This window comes from Providencia sp. PROV061 (assembly GCF_011045655.1).
Lineage (GTDB): Bacteria > Pseudomonadota > Gammaproteobacteria > Enterobacterales > Enterobacteriaceae > Providencia > Providencia hangzhouensis.
This window is the reverse complement of the sequence record NZ_CP042861.1, coordinates 1,526,924-1,552,030: the sequence shown is the minus strand read 5'-3', so window position 1 is coordinate 1,552,030 and position 25,107 is coordinate 1,526,924. Positions and strand designations below refer to the sequence as shown.

Annotated in this window: 18 protein-coding genes; 4 read left to right on the top strand and 14 right to left on the bottom strand. The window is 41.4% G+C overall.

Annotation, left to right across the window (positions count from 1 at the left end; genetic code table 11):
• Positions 1–207 precede the first annotated feature (207 nt).
• The 7 genes from FVA72_RS21645 to xerD all read right to left on the bottom strand — a co-directional run bounded on the left by FVA72_RS21645 (position 208) and on the right by xerD (position 12,747).
• Positions 208–5,199: a hypothetical protein gene (locus tag FVA72_RS21645; RefSeq protein WP_243154743.1), complete on the bottom strand. Its 4,992-nt coding sequence runs from the start codon at positions 5,197–5,199 to the stop codon at positions 208–210.
• Between the two features lie 20 nt (positions 5,200–5,219).
• Positions 5,220–5,774: a hypothetical protein gene (locus tag FVA72_RS06880; RefSeq protein WP_004261796.1), complete on the bottom strand. Its 555-nt coding sequence runs from the start codon at positions 5,772–5,774 to the stop codon at positions 5,220–5,222.
• An 846-nt stretch (positions 5,775–6,620) separates the two neighbouring features.
• Complete coding sequence (lysS, locus tag FVA72_RS06875) at positions 6,621–8,138, bottom strand: lysine--tRNA ligase (RefSeq protein ID WP_004261800.1); 1,518 nt, start codon at positions 8,136–8,138, stop codon at positions 6,621–6,623.
• Between the two features lie 7 nt (positions 8,139–8,145).
• Positions 8,146–9,247 (bottom strand): peptide chain release factor 2 gene (prfB, locus tag FVA72_RS06870; protein WP_096863166.1). Its coding sequence is split into 2 segments (ribosomal slippage): positions 8,146–9,168 and positions 9,170–9,247, totalling 1,101 coding nucleotides; the frame shifts between segments, so codons are not numbered across the junction.
• 128 nt (positions 9,248–9,375) lie between these two features.
• Entirely contained in the window at positions 9,376–11,109 is a 1,734-nt protein-coding gene (recJ, locus tag FVA72_RS06865; RefSeq protein WP_110592137.1) for a single-stranded-DNA-specific exonuclease RecJ, read from the bottom strand.
• A 9-nt stretch (positions 11,110–11,118) separates the two neighbouring features.
• Positions 11,119–11,823 carry a bifunctional protein-disulfide isomerase/oxidoreductase DsbC gene (dsbC, locus tag FVA72_RS06860; RefSeq protein WP_096863312.1) on the bottom strand — a complete coding sequence of 235 codons (705 nt, stop codon included), beginning with the start codon at positions 11,821–11,823 and terminating at the stop codon, positions 11,119–11,121.
• 21 nt (positions 11,824–11,844) lie between these two features.
• Positions 11,845–12,747, bottom strand: coding sequence for a site-specific tyrosine recombinase XerD (gene xerD / locus FVA72_RS06855; protein ID WP_004261814.1), 903 nt, complete (start codon positions 12,745–12,747; stop codon positions 11,845–11,847).
• Between the two features lie 117 nt (positions 12,748–12,864).
• On the opposite strand from xerD, the gene fldB reads away from it, so the two are divergent.
• Positions 12,865–13,383, top strand: a complete 519-nt coding sequence (gene fldB, locus FVA72_RS06850) for a flavodoxin FldB (protein ID WP_004261816.1) — start codon at positions 12,865–12,867, stop codon at positions 13,381–13,383.
• Positions 13,384–13,482: 99 nt separating this feature from the next.
• On the opposite strand, the gene FVA72_RS06845 is transcribed toward fldB, so the two are convergent.
• Positions 13,483–13,893: a protein YgfX gene (locus FVA72_RS06845; RefSeq protein ID WP_110592138.1), complete on the bottom strand. Its 411-nt coding sequence runs from the start codon at positions 13,891–13,893 to the stop codon at positions 13,483–13,485.
• The gene (sdhE, locus tag FVA72_RS06840) at positions 13,874–14,140 is read right to left on the bottom strand and encodes an FAD assembly factor SdhE (protein ID WP_004261864.1); all 267 of its coding nucleotides are present in this window, start codon (positions 14,138–14,140) and stop codon (positions 13,874–13,876) included. The genes FVA72_RS06845 and sdhE overlap by 20 nt, the downstream gene beginning before the upstream one ends.
• A 247-nt stretch (positions 14,141–14,387) precedes the next feature.
• Here sdhE and ygfZ point away from each other — a divergent pair, with 247 nt between their 5' ends.
• The 3 genes from ygfZ (at position 14,388) to FVA72_RS06825 (ending at position 17,144) form a co-directional block, all read left to right on the top strand.
• Positions 14,388–15,371 (top strand): tRNA-modifying protein YgfZ, encoded by a 984-nt coding sequence (ygfZ, locus tag FVA72_RS06835; protein WP_110592139.1) that lies wholly within the window; start codon positions 14,388–14,390, stop codon positions 15,369–15,371.
• Positions 15,372–15,382: 11 nt separating this feature from the next.
• Positions 15,383–16,003, top strand: a complete 621-nt coding sequence (locus tag FVA72_RS06830; RefSeq protein ID WP_004261871.1) for an HD domain-containing protein — start codon at positions 15,383–15,385, stop codon at positions 16,001–16,003.
• Between the two features lie 244 nt (positions 16,004–16,247).
• Positions 16,248–17,144 (top strand): YncE family protein, encoded by an 897-nt coding sequence (locus FVA72_RS06825; protein WP_165119666.1) that lies wholly within the window; start codon positions 16,248–16,250, stop codon positions 17,142–17,144.
• Positions 17,145–17,245: 101 nt separating this feature from the next.
• Here FVA72_RS06825 and gcvP read toward each other — a convergent pair whose 3' ends face one another.
• The 5 genes from gcvP to ubiH all read right to left on the bottom strand — a co-directional run bounded on the left by gcvP (position 17,246) and on the right by ubiH (position 25,082).
• Positions 17,246–20,122: an aminomethyl-transferring glycine dehydrogenase gene (gene gcvP / locus FVA72_RS06820; protein ID WP_110592142.1), complete on the bottom strand. Its 2,877-nt coding sequence runs from the start codon at positions 20,120–20,122 to the stop codon at positions 17,246–17,248.
• Positions 20,123–20,425: 303 nt separating this feature from the next.
• Positions 20,426–20,818, bottom strand: coding sequence for a glycine cleavage system protein GcvH (gcvH, locus tag FVA72_RS06815; RefSeq protein ID WP_036958523.1), 393 nt, complete (start codon positions 20,816–20,818; stop codon positions 20,426–20,428).
• Between the two features lie 45 nt (positions 20,819–20,863).
• A complete protein-coding gene (gcvT, locus tag FVA72_RS06810; RefSeq protein WP_110592143.1) occupies positions 20,864–21,958 on the bottom strand; it encodes a glycine cleavage system aminomethyltransferase GcvT in 1,095 nt (364 codons plus the stop codon).
• Positions 21,959–22,647: 689 nt separating this feature from the next.
• The gene (gene ubiI, locus FVA72_RS06805; RefSeq protein WP_110592144.1) at positions 22,648–23,877 is read right to left on the bottom strand and encodes an FAD-dependent 2-octaprenylphenol hydroxylase; all 1,230 of its coding nucleotides are present in this window, start codon (positions 23,875–23,877) and stop codon (positions 22,648–22,650) included.
• 26 nt (positions 23,878–23,903) lie between these two features.
• A complete protein-coding gene (ubiH, locus tag FVA72_RS06800; RefSeq protein WP_110592145.1) occupies positions 23,904–25,082 on the bottom strand; it encodes a 2-octaprenyl-6-methoxyphenyl hydroxylase in 1,179 nt (392 codons plus the stop codon).
• Positions 25,083–25,107: the final 25 nt, after the last annotated feature.

Below are 25,107 nucleotides of genomic sequence, written 5' to 3'. Positions count from 1 at the left end.
TAACTCATGCCCTGTCAGTTATAGAAGTTTAATCTTCACTATAATCTGGCAGAAAGGCAAACATCAAATCCTTCCTTTAAATATTCACATTCACTTCTTATACTTCTTATACTTCTTATACTTCTTTCAGATTGATACATCACAAAAAAAGGTAATTTGCCTTTCAGTGACAAATTACCTTTAAGATAACCTTAAATAAAAGCTATGCTATTTCGCTTTGATTATTTTTAAATCAATAATTGACATGGAGTTTGGTGGTACCTCACCTGGTATGCCTTCAACGCCATACCCACCTTCAGGTTTAATATAGACTTTAACCATTCCCCCTTCCCCTGCTCGTTCGACAAAGGAGTTTAATGGTGCAGGTAACTGATTATAAGGTAATGTGACAGGGTTTTGATCGGTATACAACACCGTAACCTTACCGTCAGTTAATTGCTCTCTCATAATAAAAGTCACGTCTTTATTTTTCACGTCTTTTATCGGTGAGCCAACTTGAATGATTTTATAGTAAGTATTGCTATCGAGCTTACTGTATTTTTGAGCGGTAATTTGCTCAATAATTTTTTGGTTTTTCTTCGCATTTTCTGCGGCAATCACTTTTGCATCTTTGCTAGGAGGAATTCGCCCAGCCAGACCAGTACTCGATTTCGAACCACCTCTTGCTTTTAATGCATCATTTTCATTTTGTAATTGAGTTATCTGTCGATTTAACGCCATAATTTGTGATTTTAAAGCTTCATCACTCGAAATGGATTTACTTGAATCCAATTCCGTTTGTAGTTTTTTCAATTTTTCTTGTGCTAATGCCAACTCTTTTTGAGAGTTCGCTTTTAAATCACCAAGAAGTTTATTCGTGTCTGTCAGTTTTTGCTCAATTTCAGACTGTTTCTTTGTTTTAGCCGCAATATCACTTTCAAGTTTGCTGATTTTGTCTTCTTGAGCCTTAGTCTGCTTAGTAAATTGCTGGTTTTGCTGGTCAAGTTTTTTCTTCTCACTTTCTTGGGTAGCAAGAGCGTCACTAATTGATTTTTTCTCAGATTCTAACTTGGCAATAGCGCTTTCTTTTTCTTTCAATAATGTAACTTGTTTATTTAAGTCCGCAGTTAACGCTTTAACTTGCTTGTCACTTGCTTGACCTACTAGCGCTGTTTGTTTTTCAACATCTTTTTGTAATTTCAGCAGTTCTGCATTAGCCTGTTCCAATTGTTTTTGAGCATTAACAAAATTTTGTTCATTTTGTTTTAAGTTTTCTTGCAATTGTTGCTGTTGCTTTTGGCTCTCAACATATTGTTTTGATAAAACATTCTGTGCTGCTTGCTGCTCAGCCAACTGTTTTTTTGCTGTTGCTAATTCAGACTCTAACGTAATTTTTTGTGCTAATTTGGCAGTTTGCTCTGCTAAAGATGCTTGGATCTTATCTGCTTGCTGCGCTTTCTGTTTCAGTTGCGTAACAAGCTGCTGGTTTTTCTCCGCTAACGCTTTTGCATCTGCTTGCTGTTTGGCGAGCGCCTCACGAGTTACTTTACTTTCCGTTTCAGCTTTCTTCAACCCGTCTTCTTTTTGCTTCAGCAAAGCGAGTTGTTTGTTTAAATCTGCCGTCAGCGCTTTAATCTGTTGGTCACTGGCTTGATTCATTAAAGCTGTTTTTGTTTCAACTTCATTCTTCAGCTGCTGCAAATCCGTGTTCGCTTGTTTCAGTTGCGCCTGTGCCGTAACGTAATTTTGCTCTTGTTGGCGGAGTTTCACCTGCAACTCGGCTTGCTGTTTTTCACTGTTCGCAAACTGTTTGGACAACGCATTTTGTGCCGTTTGGTGCTCGGCTAACTGTTTTTTCGCCTCAGCCAGTTCGGCTTCTAACGCCACCTTCTCGGCAGCCTTCGCCGTCTGCTCGGCTAAGGACACTTGAATTTTTTCCGCTTGTTGTGCTTTTTGTTGCAATTCGGCAGCAAGCTGCTGGTTTTTCTCCGCTAAGGCTTTTGCGTCTGCTTGCTGTTTGGCGAGTGCCTCACGGGTGGTTTGGCTCTCCGTTTCAGCTTTCTTCAACCCGTCTTCTTTTTGCTTCAACAAAGCGAGTTGTTTGTTTAAATCCGCCGTCAACGCTTTAACTTGTTGGTCGCTGGCTTGGCTCATCAAGGCGGTCTGTTTTTCCATCTCCCCTTGGAGCTTTTGTAGATCTGCGTTCGCTTGTTTCAGTTGCGCCTGTGCCGTAACGTAATTTTGCTCTTGTTGGCGGAGTTTCGCCTGCAACTCGGCTTGCTGTTTTTCACTGTTCGCAAACTGTTTGGACAACGCATTTTGTGCCGTTTGGTGCTCGGCTAACTGTTTTTTCGCCTCAGCCAGTTCGGCTTCTAACGCCACCTTCTCGGCAGCCTTCGCCGTCTGCTCGGCTAAGGACGCTTGAATTTTTTCCGCTTGTTGTGCTTTTTGTTGCAACTCGGCAGCAAGCTGCTGGTTTTTCTCCGCTAAGGCTTTTGCGTCTGCTTGCTGTTTGGCGAGTGCCTCACGGGTGGTTTGGCTCTCCGTTTCAGCTTTCTTCAACCCGTCTTCTTTTTGCTTCAACAAAGCGAGTTGTTTGTTTAAATCCGCCGTCAACGCTTTAACTTGTTGGTCGCTGGCTTGGCTCATCAAGGTGGTCTGTTTTTCCATCTCCCCTTGGAGTTTTTGTAGATCTGCGTTCGCTTGTTTCAGTTGCGCCTGTGCCGTAACGTAATTTTGCTCTTGTTGGCGGAGTTTCGCCTGCAACTCGGCTTGCTGTTTTTCACTGTTCGCAAACTGTTTGGACAACGCATTTTGTGCCGTTTGGTGCTCGGCTAACTGTTTTTTCGCCTCAGCCAGTTGGGCTTCTAACGCCACCTTCTCGGCAGCCTTCGCCGTCTGCTCGGCTAAGGACGCTTGAATTTTTTCCGCTTGTTGCGCTTTTTGTTGCAATTCGGCAGCAAGCTGCTGGTTTTTCTCGGCTAAGGCTTTTGCCTCCGCTTGCTGTTTGGCGAGCGCCTCACGGGTGGTTTGGCTCTCCGTTTCAGCTTTCTTCAACCCGTCTTCTTTTTGCTTCAGCAAAGCGAGTTGTTTGTTTAAATCCGCCGTCAACGCTTTAACTTGTTGGTCGCTGGCTTGGCTCATCAAGGTGGTCTGTTTTTCCATCTCCCCTTGGAGTTTTTGTAGATCTGCGTTCGCTTGTTTCAGTTGCGCCTGTGCCGTAACGTAATTTTGCTCTTGCTGGTTGAGCTTCGCCTGCAACTCGGCTTGCTGTTTTTCACTGTTCGCAAACTGTTTGGACAACGCATTTTGCGCCGTTTGGTGCTCGGCTAACTGTTTTTTCGCCTCAGCCAGTTGGGCTTCTAACGCCACCTTCTCGGCAGCCTTCGCCGTCTGCTCGGCTAAGGACGCTTGAATTTTTTCCGCTTGTTGCGCTTTTTGTTGCAATTCGGCAGCAAGCTGCTGGTTTTTCTCGGCTAAGGCTTTTGCCTCCGCTTGCTGTTTGGCGAGCGCCTCACGGGTGGTTTGGCTCTCCGTTTCAGCTTTCTTCAACCCGTCTTCTTTTTGCTTCAGCAAAGCGAGTTGTTTGTTTAAATCCGCCGTCAACGCTTTAACTTGTTGGTCGCTGGCTTGGCTCATCAAGGCGGTTTGTTTTTCCATCTCCCCTTGGAGCTTTTGTAGATCTGCGTTCGCTTGTTTCAGTTGCGCCTGTGCCGTAACGTAATCGTGCTCTTGCTGGTTGAGCTTCGCCTGCAACTCGGCTTGCTGTTTTTCACTTTGAGCTAACTGTTTTTCTAACGTATTTTGCGTACTTTGATATGAATTCAGCTGTTCTTGGGCAACTTTTAAGGCATTTTCTAATGCGACTTTTTGCTCAGCTTGTTCAGTTTTTTCCGCCAGAGAAGCTTGAATGCTTTTCGCTAATTGTTCTTTTTCGACTAACTGGGCTTGTAGTTGCTGGTTTTGTGACTCTAATGATTTACTTTTCTCTTGCTGAGCGACCAAAGAAGATTGGACATCATCTTTTTCACTTTTAGCCGTAGCTAATTCATTTTCTTTCTGTTTTAACAACTCTTTTTGCTGTAAAAGTTCAGCTGTCACTGACTTCATTTGTTCATCAGTATTACCAACAAGTTGCAGTTGATTTTTAGCCTCTGACTCCAATTTTGCAATATCAGCGGTTAATTGCTCAATTTTCAAATTTGCGGTAGCAAATTGTTGTTCTTTTTCTGCTAATTGCTGTTTAAGTTGGGCTTGTTCAACAACACTTTCATTTAATTGTTTCTCAAGCTGGGCAATCGTTTCTTGGGTTTGCTGATTTTCTTGACTTAATTGTTCAAGACTATTTTGCTTTTGCTCAATTGTTTTTTGGGCATCCGCCAATTTAGCCTTTAATGTGTCAATTAAAGACTGATCATCTGATGAATTTACAACCGCCTGTAGCTGGGCTATATGCTCTTTACTCTTCAGAACTTCGTCGTTTAGTTTATCAATCTCAAATTGTTTTTCGGTAATTGTCTGCGTTAATTGCGCAATACTCTTATTATGATTAATGAGTTCAGAAACGAGTTGATCATCATTGAGTAAATGATTATAGGCAATAAGCTGGCCTACTCCTTGAGCAATACCAAACTTATATAGATGTGTTAATTGCTGGCGTTCAATTAATTGTGCCAGTTGCTCAAGATAAGCAGAGGTATTAATACCTGTTGGCTTAGCAAATTTAGATGAATATAAGCCGAGTGGGTCAAGAACCAATTGATACTTTGCAAAATCTTTTGCTAGATAAGCTGGATCCCATTGGTTGCTTTGAAAAAAATAAGGGTAAGACGACAATAAAATAGGCGCTACGCCATTTTCTGTCGCCACCGCACACACTTCAGGAAAAGTCGTTTTTTCTGGCTCTACAGGGTCTGCTTTCGCTACATCTGCTTTCTTCGTTGATGTAGCAGCAGATTTACTTTTCCCTGTAGTTTTGCCTTTAGTTCCTTTATTCGCTGCCGCAGATTTTTGCTTCTCTTTTGGCGCAGGAACGGTAGATAGCGAAGAAAAGATATCATAACCTTGGTTTTGTGTATTAACTGGCAATTGTTGTTTTTGCTCTTGTACTTTGCCTTCTTTTTCCATTTGAAGGTAGGTATCAAAATCATCAATTACATTGTTAAAGCGCTCTGCTTTTGGAGCATGACTAAAAAAAGTCGTAACAAGTGCCAGTGACACACAAAGCCTAAGGTTTATTCTCATAATCCACTAATTTTCTTCAATGTTGATTCGGTAGACAATACTGAGTTATAACGAACTTTTGCACACAACACTTTAGTTTTAGACTCTATTGCCATTTGTAATAGTTCAATTGTGTCAGGGCTAGCAGTCCCTTCAACTTGTCGATATAGACGGTTGATTTCGCTAACTTCTTTAAATGAACCTACTAAGCGATTGTAATCTTTTGGTGATAGTGTTTTGAGCGCGTTTAATTCTTTAACACACGTATTCAAATGAGCAAATGTTTGCTGGTCAGCCCCCGCTTCACCATAAGTTGTAGAAGCAACTGGTGTACGGTTAATTGCGCTGTTTAAAACTTTTTGAGATTCAGGATAAGAGTTATCAACCTGACCTGGATTGGTATCAACAGTCGATTGTGTTACCGGCTGAGCGGTACTTGTATCGACTGTTTGTTTACTTGGGGTATTAGGTGTTGCTGTATTGTATGTGTCTGAACCAAATGTACAACCTGAAAGAAGAGCTGTACCTGCTATAAGCAAAAATGCAACATGAAATTTATTTTTTAAAAACATATGGTTACCTTACCAGCACTTTTCTTCGCTATTATAATGATGTCCAAAAAACTTAGTGTAAGCTAAAAATTAGCTATTTTCTATAAGCCCGAATGTAGAAATAGAGTCATCTCATAAATTTAGATTAACTTAACTTTAGTTTTAAAATTATTTTATTGCTACATTTCTATTAAATTTATGAGCTAATTTCCGCTAGCAGTCCTTATAAAGAGACAAATTAACACCTTTACCGGAATTTTTTATTATTTTATGTCAGATAACGATTAAGTTGCTCGATAAACCTTGCTAACAATTAGATACCTTTCAAGTAAATTCTCATTTTAGTTCTGTCCCTGTAACAATTGTTAACAAATAAAATGATGGCTAACAATAAACACACCTACTTTTCATTTATCAAGCTGCTGACACACTTTAAACCTGTGACATGGCAATAACCGCCATCATTCAAAATATGGGTAACCTGCTTAATTCAATTCCAAAAACTAACAGCAATTAAAAATTACAAGCAAAATCAGTCGATTATAAAAAAACGAATTTATCGGCATTTCAGCTACATAATTTCCAACTACGTAATAAAGCATAGCAGTTATCTGTCGGAATTACTTATATTAAATTGATACGATTCGTAACTCAAATTTATTTTTAATAAAAATATAGCGTTCACATAGCCGTAATCACTCAAAAAACACTATTCAGTGATTTTATTCCATGTTACTCATTTAACGTCTAGTAAATGGTGTTTTATCTTTAACCTAAAATGAAGCATTTGAATAAAACATGAGGAGAGTAATATTGATTGCTTATAAATGTAAATATATGCCCGGAATTAACCGGGCATAATGGTATTTAAGCTTTGCTAGGACGTAAAGCGGGGAATAAAATAACATCGCGAATAGTATGGCTGTTAGTGAATAACATCACCATACGGTCAATACCGATGCCTAAACCTGCTGTTGGCGGTAAACCATGTTCTAATGCGGTGACATAGTCTTCATCATAGAACATTGCTTCGTCATCACCTTCATCTTTTTGACGTACTTGCTCAGCAAAACGCTCAGCTTGATCTTCTGCGTCATTTAATTCCGAGAAACCGTTACCGATTTCACGACCACCAATGAAGAATTCAAAACGGTCGGTAATAAATGGGTTGTCATCATTACGACGGGCTAACGGCGATACTTCAGCTGGGTACTCAGTAATAAATGTTGGCTGAATCAAGTGGCTTTCTGCAACTTCTTCGAAGATTTCACACTGTACGCGGCCTAAGCCCCAGCTCTTTTCAATCTTAATACCGATAGACTGAGCAATTGCCACCGCTTTATCCATATCATCCAAATCAGCAACATTCGTTTCTGGACGATATTTGCAAATAGCTTCTTTCATCGTCATTTTAGTAAATGGCTTACCAAAATCGAACTCTTGTTCGCCATACTGAACAACAGTATTACCTAACACTTTTTGTGTCAGTGTACGGAACAAATCTTCTGTCAATGCGATTAGATCACGGTAATCAGCATAAGCCATATAGAGTTCCATCATTGTGAACTCTGGATTATGACGTGGGGATAACCCCTCATTACGGAAGTTACGGTTGATTTCAAATACGCGTTCGAAACCACCTACAACTAAGCGTTTCAGGTATAATTCAGGTGCGATACGTAAGTACATATCGATATCTAATGCATTATGGTGAGTCACAAATGGACGCGCAGAAGCACCACCAGGGATGACCTGCATCATTGGTGTTTCCACTTCCATAAAACCGTAGCTAACCATAAAGTTACGTACTTCAGCTAGGATCTTAGAACGAACAATAAAAGTATGGCGAGATTCATCATTCGCAATTAAGTCAAGGTAACGCTGACGATAACGTGTTTCTTGGTCTGATAAACCGTGGAATTTGTCAGGCAATGGACGCAACGCTTTGGTTAATAAACGAACTTCATGACAATGAACAGTTAACTCACCCGTTTTGGTTTTAAATAAACGGCCTTTAGCACCTAAAATATCGCCTAAGTCCCATTTTTTAAACTGTTCGTTATAGATGCCTTCCGCTAAATCATCACGCGATACATAAATTTGAATGCGTCCGCCAACGTCCTGTAACGTTGCAAACGAAGCTTTACCCATAATACGACGAGTCATCATACGGCCAGCAATCGACACTTCAATATTTAGGTCTTCAAGCTCTTCTGAGGTTTTATCATCATATTGCGCATGAATTTTATCGGAAATATCTTCACGACGAAAATCGTTTGGAAATGGAATACCCTTTTCACGCAGTGCCGCTAATTTTTCTTTACGTGCTTTAAGTTCGTTATTCAAATCAGGTGCTTGTTCAACACCTTGTTGTTCCTGAGACATTTTTTCCTCACAGGCCAGCTTTTAAACTAGCTTCAATGAATTTATCCAAATCACCATCCAGTACGGCTTGCGTGTTACGCGTTTCCACACCAGTACGTAAATCTTTAATTCTTGCATCATCAAGGACATAAGAACGAATCTGGCTTCCCCAGCCAATATCAGATTTGTTCTCTTCCATCGCTTGCTTGTCTGCATTTTTCTTTTGCATTTCCAGTTCGTATAGCTTCGCTTTTAACTGGCGCATAGCTTGGTCTTTATTTTTATGCTGCGAACGGTCATTCTGGCATTGCGTCACAATATTGGTTGGAATATGTGTGATACGTACCGCTGATTCCGTTTTGTTTACATGCTGACCACCCGCACCAGATGCACGGTATACATCAATACGCAAATCCGCTGGATTGATTTCGATATCAATATCATCATCAACTTCAGGATAAATAAACGCAGAACTAAAAGAAGTATGGCGACGCCCACCTGAGTCAAACGGGCTCTTACGAACCAAACGGTGAACACCAGTTTCCGTTCTTAACCACCCGTAGGCATAGTCACCAATAATTTTGACTGTTGCCGATTTTAGCCCAGCAACATCACCATCAGACTCTTCGATAATCTCGGTTTTAAAGCCCTTTGACTCAGCCCAACGCAAGTACATACGCAATAACATACTTGCCCAATCTTGAGCTTCAGTACCGCCAGAACCCGCTTGTAAATCAATGTAGCAATCTGCACTATCGTATTCGCCAGAGAACATACGGCGAAATTCAAGTTGCTCTAATTTGCCTTCTAATTGCTCTAGTTCAGCTTCAGCTTCATTGAATGTGTCTTCGTCATCAGCTTCAACCGCAAGCTCTAATAAACCTTCAACATCTTCAAGGCCTTGCGTCATCTGGTCAATCGTTTCAACAATTGCTTCAAGAGATGAGCGTTCTTTACCAAGGGCTTGCGCTCTCTCGGGTTCATTCCACACATCAGGCTGTTCAAGCTCAGCATTGACTTCTTCTAAGCGTTCTTTCTTGGCATCATAGTCAAAGATACCCCCTCAGAACCACTGTCCGTTCAGACAGGTCCTGAATCTTATTTTTTACTGGGTTTATTTCAAACGTCATTTTTCAATATCTTATGGTTAGTCAAAAATAATTTTTTATTCACAAACCGCTTAGTATAGCGGAATTTATCTCATGTTTATAGCGCCATCAAACGCTATTTGCTGGTTATTCCGCCGTTTATGATAGGCTTAATCAGGCCAAATATGCTCAATCATTAGCTGGACGTTTTTTTGTCCACGATATTCGTTCACATCTAATTTAAAGGCTATTTTCGCTTTTTTGATGCTGTTATCTGGCCATCGACGAACATCAATATTAAACATAATTGCATCTAACATTGGCCCACCATTCACGGGTTCCAGCATAAGTTTCAAATGGCGCTCACCAACAAGCCTTTGCTGTAATAATTGGAATTCACCATCAAATATAGGTTCCGGAAATGCTTGTCCCCATGGGCCACTTTCTCGAATAAGTTCCGCAGTTTCTAAACAAAACTCATTGCGTGAAAGTTCGCCATCACTCCAGATTACCCCAGCCAATTGCTCAGGTTGAACTAATTCACCCATCAATAATTCAAAGTGATGTTTAAAAGCGTCAAATTGATCAACATGCAAAGTTAAGCCTGCTGCCATTGCATGGCCACCAAATTTTTGCATAATCCCGGGTTGTAATGTATTTAACCGTTCTAATGCATCCCGCATATGGACACCCTGAATGGAACGCCCAGAACCTTTTAATAAACCATCACCCGCAGGAGCAAAAGCGATAACAGGACGATGATATTGTTCTTTGATCCTTGAGGCGAGTATACCGACAACCCCCTGATGCCATTCAGGATGATAAATGGCTAAGCCATTTGGTAACTGGCTTTCACCGTATTCGAATTGATTAAAAAGCACGAGCGCTTCTTGCTGCATACCCGCTTCAATCTCACGGCGAGTTTGATTCAGCCCATCTAACTCATTTGCCAGTTCCCTTGCATACGCCATATCGTCTGTCAGTAATAATTCAATGCTCACTGACATATCATCTAATCTGCCTGCCGCATTTAGCCTAGGGCCAAGCGCAAACCCAAAATCATTTGCCACTAGTCTTGATAAATCACGTTTGGAAACCTCAATGAGGGCTTTAATACCCGCGCAACAGCGCCCAGCTCTAACACGATTTAGCCCTTGGTGAACTAAAATGCGGTTATTTGTATCAAGAGGAACCACGTCTGCAACAGTTCCTAATGCAACCAAATCAAGGTACTCGGCTAAATTAGGCTCTGCTAGCCCTTGCTGCACAAACCACCCTTGCTGACGTAGATATGCACGTAAGGCAGACATTAAATAAAATGTGACACCAACCCCGGCTAATGATTTAGATGCAAAGCAACATTCATTTAAGTTCGGGTTGATTATCGCATCCGCAGCAGGCAAAGTTTCCCCCGGCAGATGGTGATCGGTAATAATTACATTCATTCCATATTGATTAGCTACTGCAACCCCTTCATGGGATGAGATGCCATTATCAACGGTAATAATGAGATTCGTTCCGCGTTTACGAGCTTCTTCGACAACCAATGGCGTTAATCCATAACCATTTTCAAAACGGTTCGGAACGATATAATTGATATTTCTATATCCCATTGATTTTAGAGCTCTAATAGCTAATGCCGTACTGGTTGCTCCATCCGCATCGAAATCCCCAACAATAGTAATAGCTTCATGTTCATTTAACGCACGATAAAGTAGGGGCAATGCCTTATCAACACCCGATAATGTCCGATAATCCAATAAATTAGCTGCTTTGCGCTCTAACTGAGTGATATCCGTGATGCCCCGATGCTGGTAAATTCGTTGTAATAGCTCAGGCAAGCCAGGAAGTTGAGCGGCAGAACTTTGCTGCTGTCTTTGTTGTAAGAGTGTTTCTACATTCACAATAATTAACTATTTTTCGTTGAGTAATTGAACAAGGGCATCCGGTTTCATGTAGCCAGGCAGTAATTGCCCATCCGGTAGGATGATTGCTGGTGTTCCCGTCACTTTGAATAAATTACCCACACTCATATGTTTACTTAGGTCAATTTTGCAATCTTCAATCATGGCAACTTCTTCACCTTTAAACGCTTGAGTTAATGCTTTTTGTTGTAGGCCATTGCACCAAATAGATGCCATTTTCTTTCCTACGTCGCTATCTGCACCTTGGCGTGGATAAGCCAGATAACGCACCGTAACACCTTGGCTGTTTAATTCACCAACAGATTCATGTAATTTTTTACAATAACCACAGCTAATATCGGTAAAAACTGTCACAACATGCTTTTCCTGAGGGGCTTTGAAGATAATCATTTCATCTTTGAGCGCTTCTACTTTTTTCATTAATGGCTGATTACTGATATTGACTGGATTTTTACCGCTCATATCATAAATTGGCCCTTGCAATAAATATTTGCCATCATCAGTGATATAAACAACCCCTGTTGTGGTTTCAACAACATTCAGCCCAACGATTGGCGAAGGTTTAATTACCTCAACAACCATGTTGTATTTTTCCAAAGTATCACGGATAACTTTTTCTTCTGTTGCCCCATAGACCGTGGAAGTCACAGTCGCAATACATGCAGCAGCCAATAATAACAATTTGCGTTTCATAGATAGTCCTTTAATCATGCATCACCCCCTTGGATGATGCTGCTCATGCAATACTCGTAACCGTTCAGTAGCAACATGAGTATAAATTTGGGTGGTTGAAAGATCACTATGACCTAACAACATTTGTACCACGCGTAAATCTGCCCCATGATTGAGTAAATGGGTTGCAAATGCGTGTCTAAGAACATGCGGTGAGAGTAGCTCGCTATCAATATGTGCAAGTACTGCATAATATTTTATTCGATGCCAAAACGTTTGCCGAGTCATTTTCGTGCCACGCTTACTCGGGAATAGAATATCGCTAGTTTTGCCATTTAATAAATCTGGGCGACCTTCATCAATATATTTCTCTAGCCAATATATTGCCTCTTCCCCCAAGGGAATCAATCTTTCTTTATCGCCTTTACCAACAACGCGAATAACCCCCTGCCGCAAGCTAATATCTGAAAAAGTTAAGCCGATTAATTCAGAAACACGCAAACCACAAGCATATAGCACTTCCAACATGGCCTTATCACGTAGTTCTAAAGCATCTTCGGTAGCAGGGGCATTTAATAAATCTTCAACTTGTTTTTCACTTAAATCTTTGGGTAAACGCTGCGGAATTTTGGGGGCAGCAATCACCGCAGAAGGGTCATCCAGACGGATTTTCTCCCGATACAAATATTGAAATAACCTACGCATCGCACTTAATAAACGTGCTGAACTGGTTGCTTTATATCCACAATCAATACGTTCTGCAAAAAAAGATTGTAAGTCAATTGATTGAACACTTTCTAAATGCAACTGATGCGCATCAAGCCATTTATCTAATAGTTGAAGGTCATTACGATAAGAAGCCAATGTATTTTCGGCTAGATCTTGTTCAAGCCAAATTGTATCAAGAAATTGTTCAATTAATGGATTAAGTTGTTTTGTTTCCACGACAGATAAGCTTCCTTTAGATAATACCACACGATTCTATTATGCCTGAATGTGGCTGCTTCTGTTACAATATCTCTCTTGTGATGAAAACCATAGCTGGACATAGTAATAATATATATGAAAATAGGTCTTTTTTACGGTTCTAGTACCTGTTATACCGAAATGGTTGCAGAAAAAATACGTGATATTCTCGGCGATGATTTAGTCACATTGCATAACGTTAACGATACACCGCCAGCAGAAATGGAACAGTATGATGTTCTTATTTTGGGAATACCTACGTGGGATTTTGGTGAAATACAGGAAGATTGGCTTGAAATTTGGGAAGCGCTTCCCAATCTTAACCTCGCAAATAAAATCATTGCGATGTATGGACTGGGTGACCAAATAGATTATGGCGAGTGGTTTCTTGATGCCCTTGGCATGCTCTATCATCAACTAAAACCAACTGGCGCTAAATTTGTCGGTTTCTGGCCAACTGAAGGCTATACCTTTGATAGCCCTAAACCACTCAATGAAACTGGTGATATGTTTGTTGGGCTGGCATTAGATGAAGTCCACCAGTTTGAACAGACCGATGAACGTATTGCGCAGTGGTGTGTGCAGATTTTTCAGGAAATTGAAGCGCTGTTATGATGCAAGTTTATATGTACTTGCTCATCGAACCCCCAAAGTGAGGGTTACCTACCCTACACTAGGCTACCAATTTGATTTATCACCTATGATTTTGGTAGCCTAAATATCAGGGTATTGCAGCAATAATTGGTTTAAATTACGCCAATTCTCTTCCGACAATGCGTCTTTTGCAACCCACAAATGGAGCTTTTGTGGTTTACCTTGTAACGCTTCTAGTGTCAGTAATATACCATAGCGGGTAAACCAAGGTGCTTTCAGTATTCTCCATTCATTTTTCTTCCACTGAACCTTATTACCATTAACCAGTACAGCAACCCCTTTTATTTTACTGATATTTTTCTGACTCTTTGCCCAACTCGCAACGACAACCACTAATAGCGGCAACCATATCATTGAGTTACCAGGGGACCATGGAGCCAATAGTAAAAACATCCCAATGACCCCATGAACACAGGTTGAGAACAGTTGGGTTTTCCATGAAATGGAGAGATTAGATTTCCACAGGACCACGATTTTTATTTTTTTCCTGAATCAGTTTAATCATACGAAAAAGTTCGTCATCATCTGGACGACCGTGATTCATTAGCCAATTGAATAAATCAGGGTCCGCACATTCTAATAAACGGACAAATACCTGCTTATCGTGAGTTGTTAGGTCATCATATTCATACTCAAAAAACGGCATGATTGAAATATCTAATTCACGCATACCACGGCGGCATGCCCAATGAATTCGCGCTTTATTCTCAATATCCATTCTACTACGGCCTTTTTTGCAGTTAACTGATTAGATTGATTATTTTCCATACTCTAACAGATTATCCGCTAAGAAAACATGTTATAGACTACATTGTTGTAATTTTAGTAGTAAAATACCGTTTTTCTACAAACAGATGATAAAAAACTATTAGATAATACAGCTTCATCATAATAACTACTTGCAATGTTATCTAGCTATTTTACCATTAGGCACCTTTATCTATCAAAGAACAACAGGTGAAATCATGACTAACCAAATTGATAGTACACAGCAATTCCCTCTCGGATCTCAGTCTTTACCACTCGTTTTGATTTCACTGGAAAACTGGGAACTTATTCACCTCCACGGCGCCGATGCAGAAAAATACCTGCAAGGCCAAGTAACCGCAGATATCGCCACACTCAAGCAATCACATGCATTAACAGCACATTGTGATCCTAAAGGTAAGATGTGGAGCGACCTCCGCTTATTCCATCATTTAGATGGCTACTCATATTTATTAAGAACCAGCGTTGCCGACTCACAACTCGCCGAACTGAAAAAATATGCTGTTTTTTCGAAAGTCACCTTTGAAAAAAAACCAGAACTGAAATTAGTCGGAGTCGCGGGTAAAGGCGCTAGAGAAGCACTGGCAACATTATTTACTGCATTACCTGACGCTCAAAACCAAGTAGTTACAGACGACGTCTCCACAATATTACATTTTGCATTACCCACAGAGCGTTTTTTAGTGATCACTAACGAAGAAACGGCACAAAAAATGGCCCAAACCTTAGGTGCTATTCAGGTCAACGATGAACAATGGTTAGCCCTTGATATCGAAGCCGGTTTTGCGGTTATCGATCAACAAAATAGTGCCCAACATTTACCTCAAGCAACCAACTTACAAGCCCTACCTGATGGTATTAGCTTTAAAAAAGGCTGTTATACCGGTCAAGAAATGGTTGCCCGTGCAAAATTCCGTGGTGCAAATAAACGTGCGATGTACACCTTAAAAGGTACAGGTACCACTATTCCTGTCGTTGGTGAAGGTGTGGAATGGCAGCTTGGTGATAAATGGCGCCGTACAGGAACTGTTTTAGCTGCTATTCGCTTAGGTAGCGGCGAAATCTATGTGCAAGTCATTATGAATAACGATATGGAAGCGGATAGCGTTTTCCGTGTTATGGGGGATGAGCAAAGTCATCTAACTATCGCACCATTACCTTATTCATTAGAAGAGAATTAATTGGAGTTTTTATGTCATCTGCATTAGGTAACAAGCCCGTAGAGGTGGTTAATTTTGGGGCTTTTACCGAAGTCGTCCAATTTTTGATGGAATTAGATAAACTCAAAAGTGTTTATCGTAAAAATAAGTTATTGAACCGTGAACGCCAAGAAAACACAGCAGAACACAGTTGGCAATTTGCCGTTGCAGCAATGAGTTTTGCACCTTATGTTCAAGGCATTAATATCGAACATGCGATAAAACTTGCCCTTGTTCATGACATTGTTGAAATTGATGCAGGCGATGTATTGGTATTTGATAATGCCGCTCGTGATGCTATTCATGAAGAAGAAGTTAAAGCGGCTAAGCGTATTTTTAACTTACTGCCTAGCCCGCAAAATGAAACGCTATTAGCTCTGTGGAATGAATATGATGCATTAGAAACCCCGGAATCTGTGTATGCGAATGCCATTGACCGAGCGATGCCGATGCTGATGAACCTGCATAATCAAGGCCAAAGTTGGGTCGAAAACCACATTCGTCTGGAACAAGTCCTCAGTAAATGTGATTATATTCAGCAGATCCTACCTGAATTTTATCAACAACTTAAATTACAATTGGAACTCGCTCAGCAAAAAGGCTGGTTACTGTAATTTATGTCAGAAGCGGCTACAAAGCCGCTTTATTTAACGTGTTACACTCATCTAATCTAATGTGTATTACCCACAGCAAGATATACTTTTCACTAATTTATTATTTTGATTTAAATAATAAACTACTTTATATTTTTTAATAATTATTAATCTCGACTTATATAGAAATATCAATATTAATAACTTGCCAATTATTAATATCGCTCCTATCTTTATCATTGAACATTTGCCAGAGAGGTTTAAAATGGAAAAATTCAATGAATATTCAAATCCTTATCTTTTACTTCTAGATGTCCATTCACCCGCTATAATTCAATTCAATAAATCAACACATCAAACAATTCCAATTATCGAAGGACTCGGTGGGACTCCTGATGGTATTGCCGTTGACCCTGCTAACCGATTAATTTATTGGAGTAATATGGGTGAAGATTATGAGGCTGACGATGGTTCCATTAATGTGATGAATTTTGATGGTACTGGCAGAAAAATACTAGTAGGCAACGGAAAGATAAGAACACCAAAACAATTGCATCTTGATTTAGTAAATCAACGATTATATTGGTGTGACCGTGAAGGTGGTATGGTTTCATCATGTAATATTGATGGTTCTGATTTATTCGTCCATGTAGCAAGACCCCGAGATAAACACAATAAAGTAGATATATTAGACCAATGTGTTGGCATTACTGTTGATGTCACAAATAATTGGATTTACTGGACTCAGAAAGGGACCCCTAAAGGTAATTTAGGTCGTATTTTTAGGGTGCCATTAACGCCTAAAATCCAACAATCGGCCAATCAACGAACTGATATTCAATTACTCCTTCAAGACCTCCCCGAACCTATTGATTTATTGCTTGATAAAGAAAACCATATTTTATATTGGACAGATAGAGGCGCTGAGCCCGATGGTAATAGCTTAAATTGTGCCAATATTTCTGCTGATGGATTAAGCCATTACAAGGTGATAAGCCGTGGTTTTAAAGAGGCTATTGGACTCACATATGATAAGCCTGCACAACTGATGTATGTGGCTGACCTTAATGGAGGGGTTTACCGAGTCATTATAGAAACAGGTGCTGTGGAAAAGCTACACCAAGGTAAAAATTATACGGGTATCTCACAATATTTAGGTTAAATAAATCCTAAATAAATAAAGGCTTGAATTCAGTAACTCACCGAAATCAAGCCTAAAGAGTATTTAATTCACATTATATAATAGAAGTGTGCGATATATTCCTACATATAATCTTCAATCGGCACACATGAGCAGTGTAAATGACGATCCCCATACACATCATCAAGCCGTTTTACTGCTGGCCAGTATTTATTCGCTTTCGTTTGTGCTGTTGGGAATGCTGCGAGTTCACGGCTATAACTATGAGGCCACTCCCCGGCTAGCTCCGTTTGCACATGAGGCGAATTCACGAGAGGGTTATCTTCTAGTGTCCACTGCCCTTTCACGACTTGGTCAATTTCATCGCGTATCGCTAACATGGCGTCAATAAACCGATCAATTTCAGTTATGCTTTCAGACTCTGTCGGTTCAATCATTAATGTCCCTGCTACAGGGAAAGACATGGTTGGCGCATGAAAACCATAATCAATTAAGCGCTTAGCAATATCGAGCTCACTGATACCCGTATCTCTTTTAATTGGGCGTAAATCGACAATACATTCATGGGCAACATAGCCTTCTTGCCCTGTATATAAAATGTCATAACGGCCAGAAAGACGCTTGGCAATATAATTCGCATTTAAAATAGCAACTTGGCTAGCTTTACGTAGACCATAAGAGCCCATCATCCGAATATACATCCAGCTAATTGGCAAAATTGATGCACTGCCAAATGGGGCTGCAGATACCGCCCCTTGGTCAGTTAACATTTCTTGCTCAACCACAGAATGCCCCGGTACGAACGGTGCCAAGTGTTTTTTCACACCGATAGGCCCCATACCTGGTCCGCCACCGCCGTGAGGGATACAGAATGTTTTATGCAAATTCAGGTGAGAAACATCCGCACCAATAAAGCCCGGTGTTGTTAACCCAACTTGAGCATTCATATTTGCACCATCAAGATATACTTGACCACCATATTGGTGAATAATTTCACACACTTCACGAATACTTTCTTCATATACCCCGTGGGTTGATGGGTAAGTTACCATCACACAAGAAAGAGCTTCGCTATGTTGCTGAGCTTTTTCACGTAAATCCGTTAAATCGATATTACCTTCATCATCACAACGCACTACCACCACTTCCATACCTGCCATATGCGCAGAGGCAGGATTGGTACCGTGAGCAGAAGCCGGGATCAAACAAATATTTCGCTCCCCTTCATTGCGACTCTCATGATAGCGACGAATAGCCAATAAACCGGCATATTCACCTTGAGCCCCTGAGTTAGGTTGCATACAAACTGCATCATAACCAGTCAATTGCACTAACCAATGGGAAAGTTGCTCTATCATTTGGTGATAACCTTGAGCCTGCTCAGGTGGGCAGAATGGGTGTAGCTCGCCAAATTCAGGCCAAGTAATTGGGATCATTTCCGCAGCCGCATTAAGCTTCATCGTACAAGAACCCAGAGGGATCATAGCTTGGTTTAAGGCTAAATCTTTACGCTCTAAACTATGCATATAGCGCATCATTTCGGTTTCACTATGGTAACGATGAAAATTTGGATGAGCTAAAATTTCATCATCACGTAACATAGAGCTTGGGATCGCTTGCTCTGTCGCTGAAACAGATTGGTCTAGTTTTTCAAAATCTAACTTAGTTTCAACACCTGTGATCACCGCAAACAATTCATTTAAATCTTGGCGAGTCGTGATTTCACTAAAAGTCACGCCAACTGCACCACGAATATCAGTACGTAAATTCACTTTGGCTTTTTCAGCACGAGCTAGCACCGCTGTTTTGTCAGCGACTTCAATACATAACGTATCAAACCAAGTTTTATGGCGTGATGTAAAACCTGCGTCTGCTAATGCCTTGGCAAAAATAGTGCTGAAGCGATGAATACGCTCTGCAATTATTTTCAGCCCTTTTGACCCATGATAAACCGCATACATGGCTGCGATATTGGCTAACAGCACTTGGGATGTACAAATATTCGAGTTCGCTTTTTCACGGCGAATATGTTGTTCACGGGTTTGCATCGCCATACGCAGTGCGGTATTACCTGCTGCATCCCGTGACACACCGATAATACGTCCCGGCATTGCCCGTTTAAATTCGTCACGACAAGCAAAGAAGGCCGCATGTGGCCCACCATACCCCATCGGGACGCCAAAACGCTGCGCTGAACCGAAGACAATATCCGCCCCTTGCTTACCCGGTGCAGTGAGCAATACTAGCGCCATCATATCTGCTGCAACGCAACTGACAATTTTACGCTCTTTTAATTGGGCAAATAGCGAACTGTAGTCATGGACATTACCTGTCGTGCCAACCTGTTGAAGTAACACACCAAAAATACCTTCGTGTTCCAGTGCTTTCTCTGCGCTATCCACAATCACTTCAAAACCAAAAGTCCCCGCACGTGTGCGAACAACATCCAGAGTTTGCGGATGAACATCATCCGCCACAAAGAAACGATCTGCATCTTTCAGTTTGCTGATCCGTTTTGCCATCGCCATAGCTTCTGCCGCAGCGGTGGCTTCGTCCAATAACGATGCAGAAGCGAGGTCTAACCCCGTAAGGTCGATAGTTAACTGTTGAAAATTCAGTAATGATTCTAAACGGCCTTGTGACACCTCCGGTTGATATGGCGTATAAGCGGTATACCAACCCGGGTTTTCTAATAAATTACGCAAGATAACTGGCGGAAGCACAGCAGGGGCATAGCCCATACCAATATAACTTTTGTAGCGTTTATTGAGTGACGCTATTGCTTTTAATTCCGCTAAAGCTTCTTGTTCAGTTGCTCCCCCCCCCACTCTTGGCGGTTCTGCAAGCAAAATGGCTTTGGGGACAATTTTGCCCATCAAGGCATCTAATGACGTTGCACCCACGGTGTCTAACATGGTTTTTAATTGTTGTTCTGATGAACCAATGTGGCGCGAAATGAATTCTGAACGATTTTCTAATTGACTCAGTGACATCGACATATCTGTGTTCCCATCCTTTGTCTGCTATGCATAAGTTGTAGGGCGGTTATTACGGAACTTGCGAGATAACGCTTAAAATCAATGATATTGCGGTTGTTTCTTGTTTCTTGTTTCTAACTAATTAGATTTTATCAATCCTCTAAATAGCTCATCTTATGGCTATCACTAAAAAGTGTTTATTCTAAATAGTTTGCGTTGTGGCTAGGCGGCAAACGTAGACAATCTTGGGGAACATACACAAGTATGTGACCCGAGTTGTCGAGTGCAGCCAACACCGCCACAACACAAAATATGACGAATAAACTATTCTTCGGCTTCAATCATAGAAGTATACCCCGCCGCATCAATCAAATCCGCCAGCTCTGCGGTATCCGATGCTTTAATGCGGAAAATCCAACCTTCTTGATACGGCTGTTCATTTACGAGTTCTGGCGCGTCATTCAACTCACTATTAACCGCCACAATTTCGCCACTCAGTGGTGCGTAAATATCAGATGCTGCTTTAACTGATTCGACGACTGCAACGTCATCACCTGCACTTACCGCCGTCCCCACTTCGGGTAAATCAACAAACACCATGTCACCCAACGTTTCTTGCGCATGTTCGGTGATACCAACTGTAAATTCACCATTACCTTCATCGCGCAGCCACTCATGTTCACGGGTGTACATTAATTCTTTAGGTGTATTGCTCATCATTAGCCTCTCAATTTTTAAATTTATTAATCAGATTCGCCCAAATTACACTAAGCAGTTACCTTCACGGACAAAGCCCGGTTTAACAACTTCAACTGGCATTTCTCTTTGTCTGATTTCAACAATTGCTTTGTCTTGAATTCCGTTCGGGACACGCGCTAACGCAATACTGAAGCCAAGGGTTGGCGAGAAAGAGCCACTGGTTATTACCCCTTCTTGTAGTTTCCCCAGTTCATCAGTAAAGCGGACAACTTGCCCTGCACGCAGTATACCTTTTTCACGCATCACAATACCGACAAGTTTTTCAGTACCTTGTTCGCGTAACTTTTCCAATGCTTCACGGCCAATAAATTGGCGATCTTCTGGTTTCCAAGCGATCGTCCATCCCATATTCGCGGCTAATGGTGAAATCGTTTCATCCATATCTTGCCCATATAGGTTCATACCGGCTTCAAGGCGCAAAGTATCCCGCGCCCCTAAGCCCGCTGGGTGTACCCCTGCCTTAAGCAGTTTATGCCAAAATTCAACGACCTGCTCTTTAGGCATAGCAATTTCATAACCTTTTTCGCCGGTATAGCCCGTGGTTGCGATGAACAAATCTCCAGTTTGAATACCATAAAATGGTTTCATTCCTTCAATGGCGCTATTTTGTTCCGAACTCAGTAATGAATGAACCTTTTCTGGTGCTTGCGGCCCTTGGACAGCTAATAACGCTAAGTCATCGCGAACACGAATTTCAACTGCATAACCTTTAGCATGTTGTTCAATCCAAGCGAGGTCTTTATCGCGTGTTGCTGAGTTGACGACGAGACGATAAAAGTCATCAGCGAGGTAATACACAATCAGGTCATCAATAACACCACCAGAAGCATTCAGCATACCTGTATATAAAGCTTTGCCTTGCTCTGTAAGTTTATTGATATCGTTGGCGAGAAGATAACGGAGAAAATCGCGACAGCCTTCCCCGTGTAAATCGACAATAGTCATATGGGAAACATCAAACATCCCTGCTTCGGTTCTGACAAAATTATGTTCATTGATCTGCGAACCATAATGCAACGGCATCATCCAACCATGAAAATCGACCATTTTTGCACCGCAGGCTATATGTTCATCATATAGCGTTGTTTGCTTTACCATGAATACCCTCTTTACATTATTAATTAATATGACAGGGTGATTGCGTAGTGAAAATTATCCATCTGCAACAAAGTCGCGAGATAATTTTAACCCGACGCAAACGATAACTTTTAAAAAACCTACCACTGTTTGCAGTTCTATTCTATAAAAAAAAATAGGGCGACTATCCATCTGTATTACTGATTGCGCTCTGATTTTGCCAGTGCTTTTTGTTAAATAATTGAGAATGATCACTCAAAACCCTTACATTTAGCGTCTAGAAGCTCAAAATATCATCAATTAAAGAATTTAAATGATAGCTTCGCCAATAAAACTCATCACACCAATATAAATAAAACTAATGCGAAAAATGAATGTAATTAGTTTTTTTCAGTCATGATAAAAAGAGAAAAGTCTGCTATTCATACTAAAACAAGATCGGCAGGGTTATTTCGTATACAGAAACCAGTGATGACACTTTGTATATTGAAATTAAAAAAGAAAAAGGCACAATTTATAAGATTGTGCCTCAGACTGCTGACAAACATATTATGTTTGGCGGCAAGTCGAATAGGTTTTGAAAATAAACTAGGAAAATCAATTTATTGATTTTCGGCTGATAACACAAAGTGGGAAAAACCACGCTTTTATCCCACTTTGTCAACAACCTCAGGCACAATTTATGAGATTGTGCCTTTGCAGAAAGGGATTTAGAGAGTGTCTTCGACTTGTAACTGTTCCAGCCACTTAGGCATATCAAACAGCCCCATCGCATGGTTCAATAATTGAGGTTTAACCCCCGGTAAGCTATCCGCTAACACTAACCCAATATCACGCAGCAACTTCTTCGCAGGGTTATTACCATCGAATAATTCACGGAAGCCTTGCATACCAGCTAACATCAACGCTGCACTGTGCTTACGGCTACGCTCATAGTCACGCAAGTATAAATATTGACCAAAGTCTTTGCCTTCACGGTGCAAACGTTTAATTTCACCAATCAGCATAGCGACATCCATAAAACCAAGGTTAACCCCTTGGCCCGCTAATGGATGGATGGTATGAGCCGCATCCCCTAACAACGCTAAACGTTGCGCCGCAAATTGCCTTGCATAGCGTCCAGTTAATGGAATAGTTAATCGATCACTTTCCACTTGGCAAAGACCAAGACGAATATCAAATGCAACTGCCAATTCTTTATTAAAATCAGTAGGTTCTAAAGACTGGCGCCTTGCTGCCTCAGTGGCAGGCTGAGACCAGACAATCGAGCAAAGATGCGGGTCACTTAATGGTAAAAACGCCAAAATACCTTTACCATCAAAAGCTTGGCGAGCAACACCTTCGTGAGGTTTTTCAGTTCGGACCGTAGCAACTAACGCGGTATGTTCATAATCCCAAAAGGTTAATGGGATATCCGCATGACTACGCAACCACGAGTTTGCCCCGTCAGCCCCCACAATTAACCGTGCTGTTAACATGTTTTCATCATCTAACGTAATAAAAACATCATTTTCTCCCCACACTACTTTTTTAATCGTTGCGGGTGCTAATAATGTCACATCGCGAAGCTGCGACGCCTTTTGCCATAGTGCATCACGTACGACATTATTCTCAACAATATGCCCTAAATGCGTCAGGTTACGTTCTTGAGCGGTAAAAGTAATACGCCCAAAGCTATCGTTATCCCAAACTTCCATGCCATTATATGCAGAAGCTCGCATTCCTTTAATAGTTGACCATACACCTAAGTGGGTCAGTAACTTTTCACTTGCCGCATTAATAGCAGATACCCTTAATGCATGCGGCTCTGCTACACTAAATGGTACCTTGGGTGGATGAGTCTCAATTACCGCAACACGGAGCCCGCTCCCTTCAAGCCCACAAGCGACTGCTAACCCAACCATACCACCACCGGCGATAACCACATCAAATGATTGCATATTTTTTATTCCTCTTTATTTCGTGGTTATTGGTGTGCAACCCAACCCAATGTTTGGCGAGCCAAAACATCACGAGCTGGCGGTAACATTTCCATTGCCATTAAACCTAAGTTACGCCCGACAATAAGCGGTAAACAGCGATTCGCAAATAAACGAACCAAACCGTCGGTTATCGTAACCGTTTTGTCTCTATCTAACGCTCTGGCTTGCTGGTATTGGCTGAGTAATGAATAACGGCCAATGTCTTGCCCTTTCGCGTTTGCATCTACCACAATGTGAGCCAGTTGCATCACATCACGGATACCTAAATTAAAGCCTTGCCCCGCAATAGGATGCAGGGTCTGAGCAGCGTTCCCCACTAACACGACTCGATGACTAACAGGGTTAAGCGCCTTACGTAATACCAATGGATAACAATGACGCTTACCGGCCATGACGATTTCGCCTAGCCGCCAGCCGAATGCTTGCTGTAATTTATCCTTGAATGTCTCATCATCCCAAGACCTGATTGTGTCAGCTTGTTCTTGCTGATGACACCAAACCAATGAACTACGGCCTTGTGACATTGGCAACAAGGCTAATGGGCCAAATTCCGTAAAGCGTTCAAAGGCTTGGCCTTGTGGGTCTATGGCGGTTTTCACATTCGCGATAATAGCCACTTGCCCATAATCGTCCTGTTGCCATTGCATATGGCAGGCTTTACCAATCGCGGAATGGCTGCCATCCGCAGCAATCAGTAATTCCCCTGTCACCTTATCTCCATTATCCAAGGTGACCGTCACAATCTCTTGTTCACGATAAACATTTTCTACTTTTGCAGGGCAATAAAGGGTTACACCGGGGGCTTTACGTAACAATGAAAATAGGCGGGCACCAGCTTCGTGCAGTTCAATAACATTGCCTAGAGCATCGATATGATAATCATCGGCTGCGATATTCACAAAACCAGCATGGCCTATATCAGACACATGAACATGATTAATGGGGGTCACACAATCCGCTAAAGCAGGCCAAATGCCTATTTTTGCTAACGACTGGCAAGTACCGTGGGCTAGCGCAATCGCACGTGCGTCGAATCCCGGATGTTTGCCATCAGGCAAAGCTGCCTCGATTAATGAAACCGATAATTTTCCTTGGCTAAGGGATGATATCGCCAGTGCTAATGTTGCACCCGCCATACCGCCCCCCACGATGATCACATTCATGCGTTGTTTATTACCTTTCTATGAT

What these genes read in the sequence shown, in the direction of transcription:
- FVA72_RS06880 (WP_004261796.1), bottom strand. Translation starts at nt 5,774, where the DNA reads ATGTTTTTAAAAAATAAATTTCATGTTGCATTTTTGCTTATAGCAGGT.
- lysS (WP_004261800.1), bottom strand. Translation starts at nt 8,138, where the DNA reads ATGTCTCAGGAACAACAAGGTGTTGAACAAGCACCTGATTTGAATAAC.
- dsbC (WP_096863312.1), bottom strand. Translation starts at nt 11,823, where the DNA reads ATGAAACGCAAATTGTTATTATTGGCTGCTGCATGTATTGCGACTGTG.
- fldB (WP_004261816.1), top strand. Translation starts at nt 12,865, where the DNA reads ATGAAAATAGGTCTTTTTTACGGTTCTAGTACCTGTTATACCGAAATG.
- sdhE (WP_004261864.1), bottom strand. Translation starts at nt 14,140, where the DNA reads ATGGATATTGAGAATAAAGCGCGAATTCATTGGGCATGCCGCCGTGGT.
- ygfZ (WP_110592139.1), top strand. Translation starts at nt 14,388, where the DNA reads ATGACTAACCAAATTGATAGTACACAGCAATTCCCTCTCGGATCTCAG.
- FVA72_RS06830 (WP_004261871.1), top strand. Translation starts at nt 15,383, where the DNA reads ATGTCATCTGCATTAGGTAACAAGCCCGTAGAGGTGGTTAATTTTGGG.
- FVA72_RS06825 (WP_165119666.1), top strand. Translation starts at nt 16,248, where the DNA reads ATGGAAAAATTCAATGAATATTCAAATCCTTATCTTTTACTTCTAGAT.
- gcvP (WP_110592142.1), bottom strand. Translation starts at nt 20,122, where the DNA reads ATGTCGATGTCACTGAGTCAATTAGAAAATCGTTCAGAATTCATTTCG.
- gcvH (WP_036958523.1), bottom strand. Translation starts at nt 20,818, where the DNA reads ATGAGCAATACACCTAAAGAATTAATGTACACCCGTGAACATGAGTGG.
- gcvT (WP_110592143.1), bottom strand. Translation starts at nt 21,958, where the DNA reads ATGGTAAAGCAAACAACGCTATATGATGAACATATAGCCTGCGGTGCA.
- ubiI (WP_110592144.1), bottom strand. Translation starts at nt 23,877, where the DNA reads ATGCAATCATTTGATGTGGTTATCGCCGGTGGTGGTATGGTTGGGTTA.
- ubiH (WP_110592145.1), bottom strand. Translation starts at nt 25,082, where the DNA reads ATGAATGTGATCATCGTGGGGGGCGGTATGGCGGGTGCAACATTAGCA.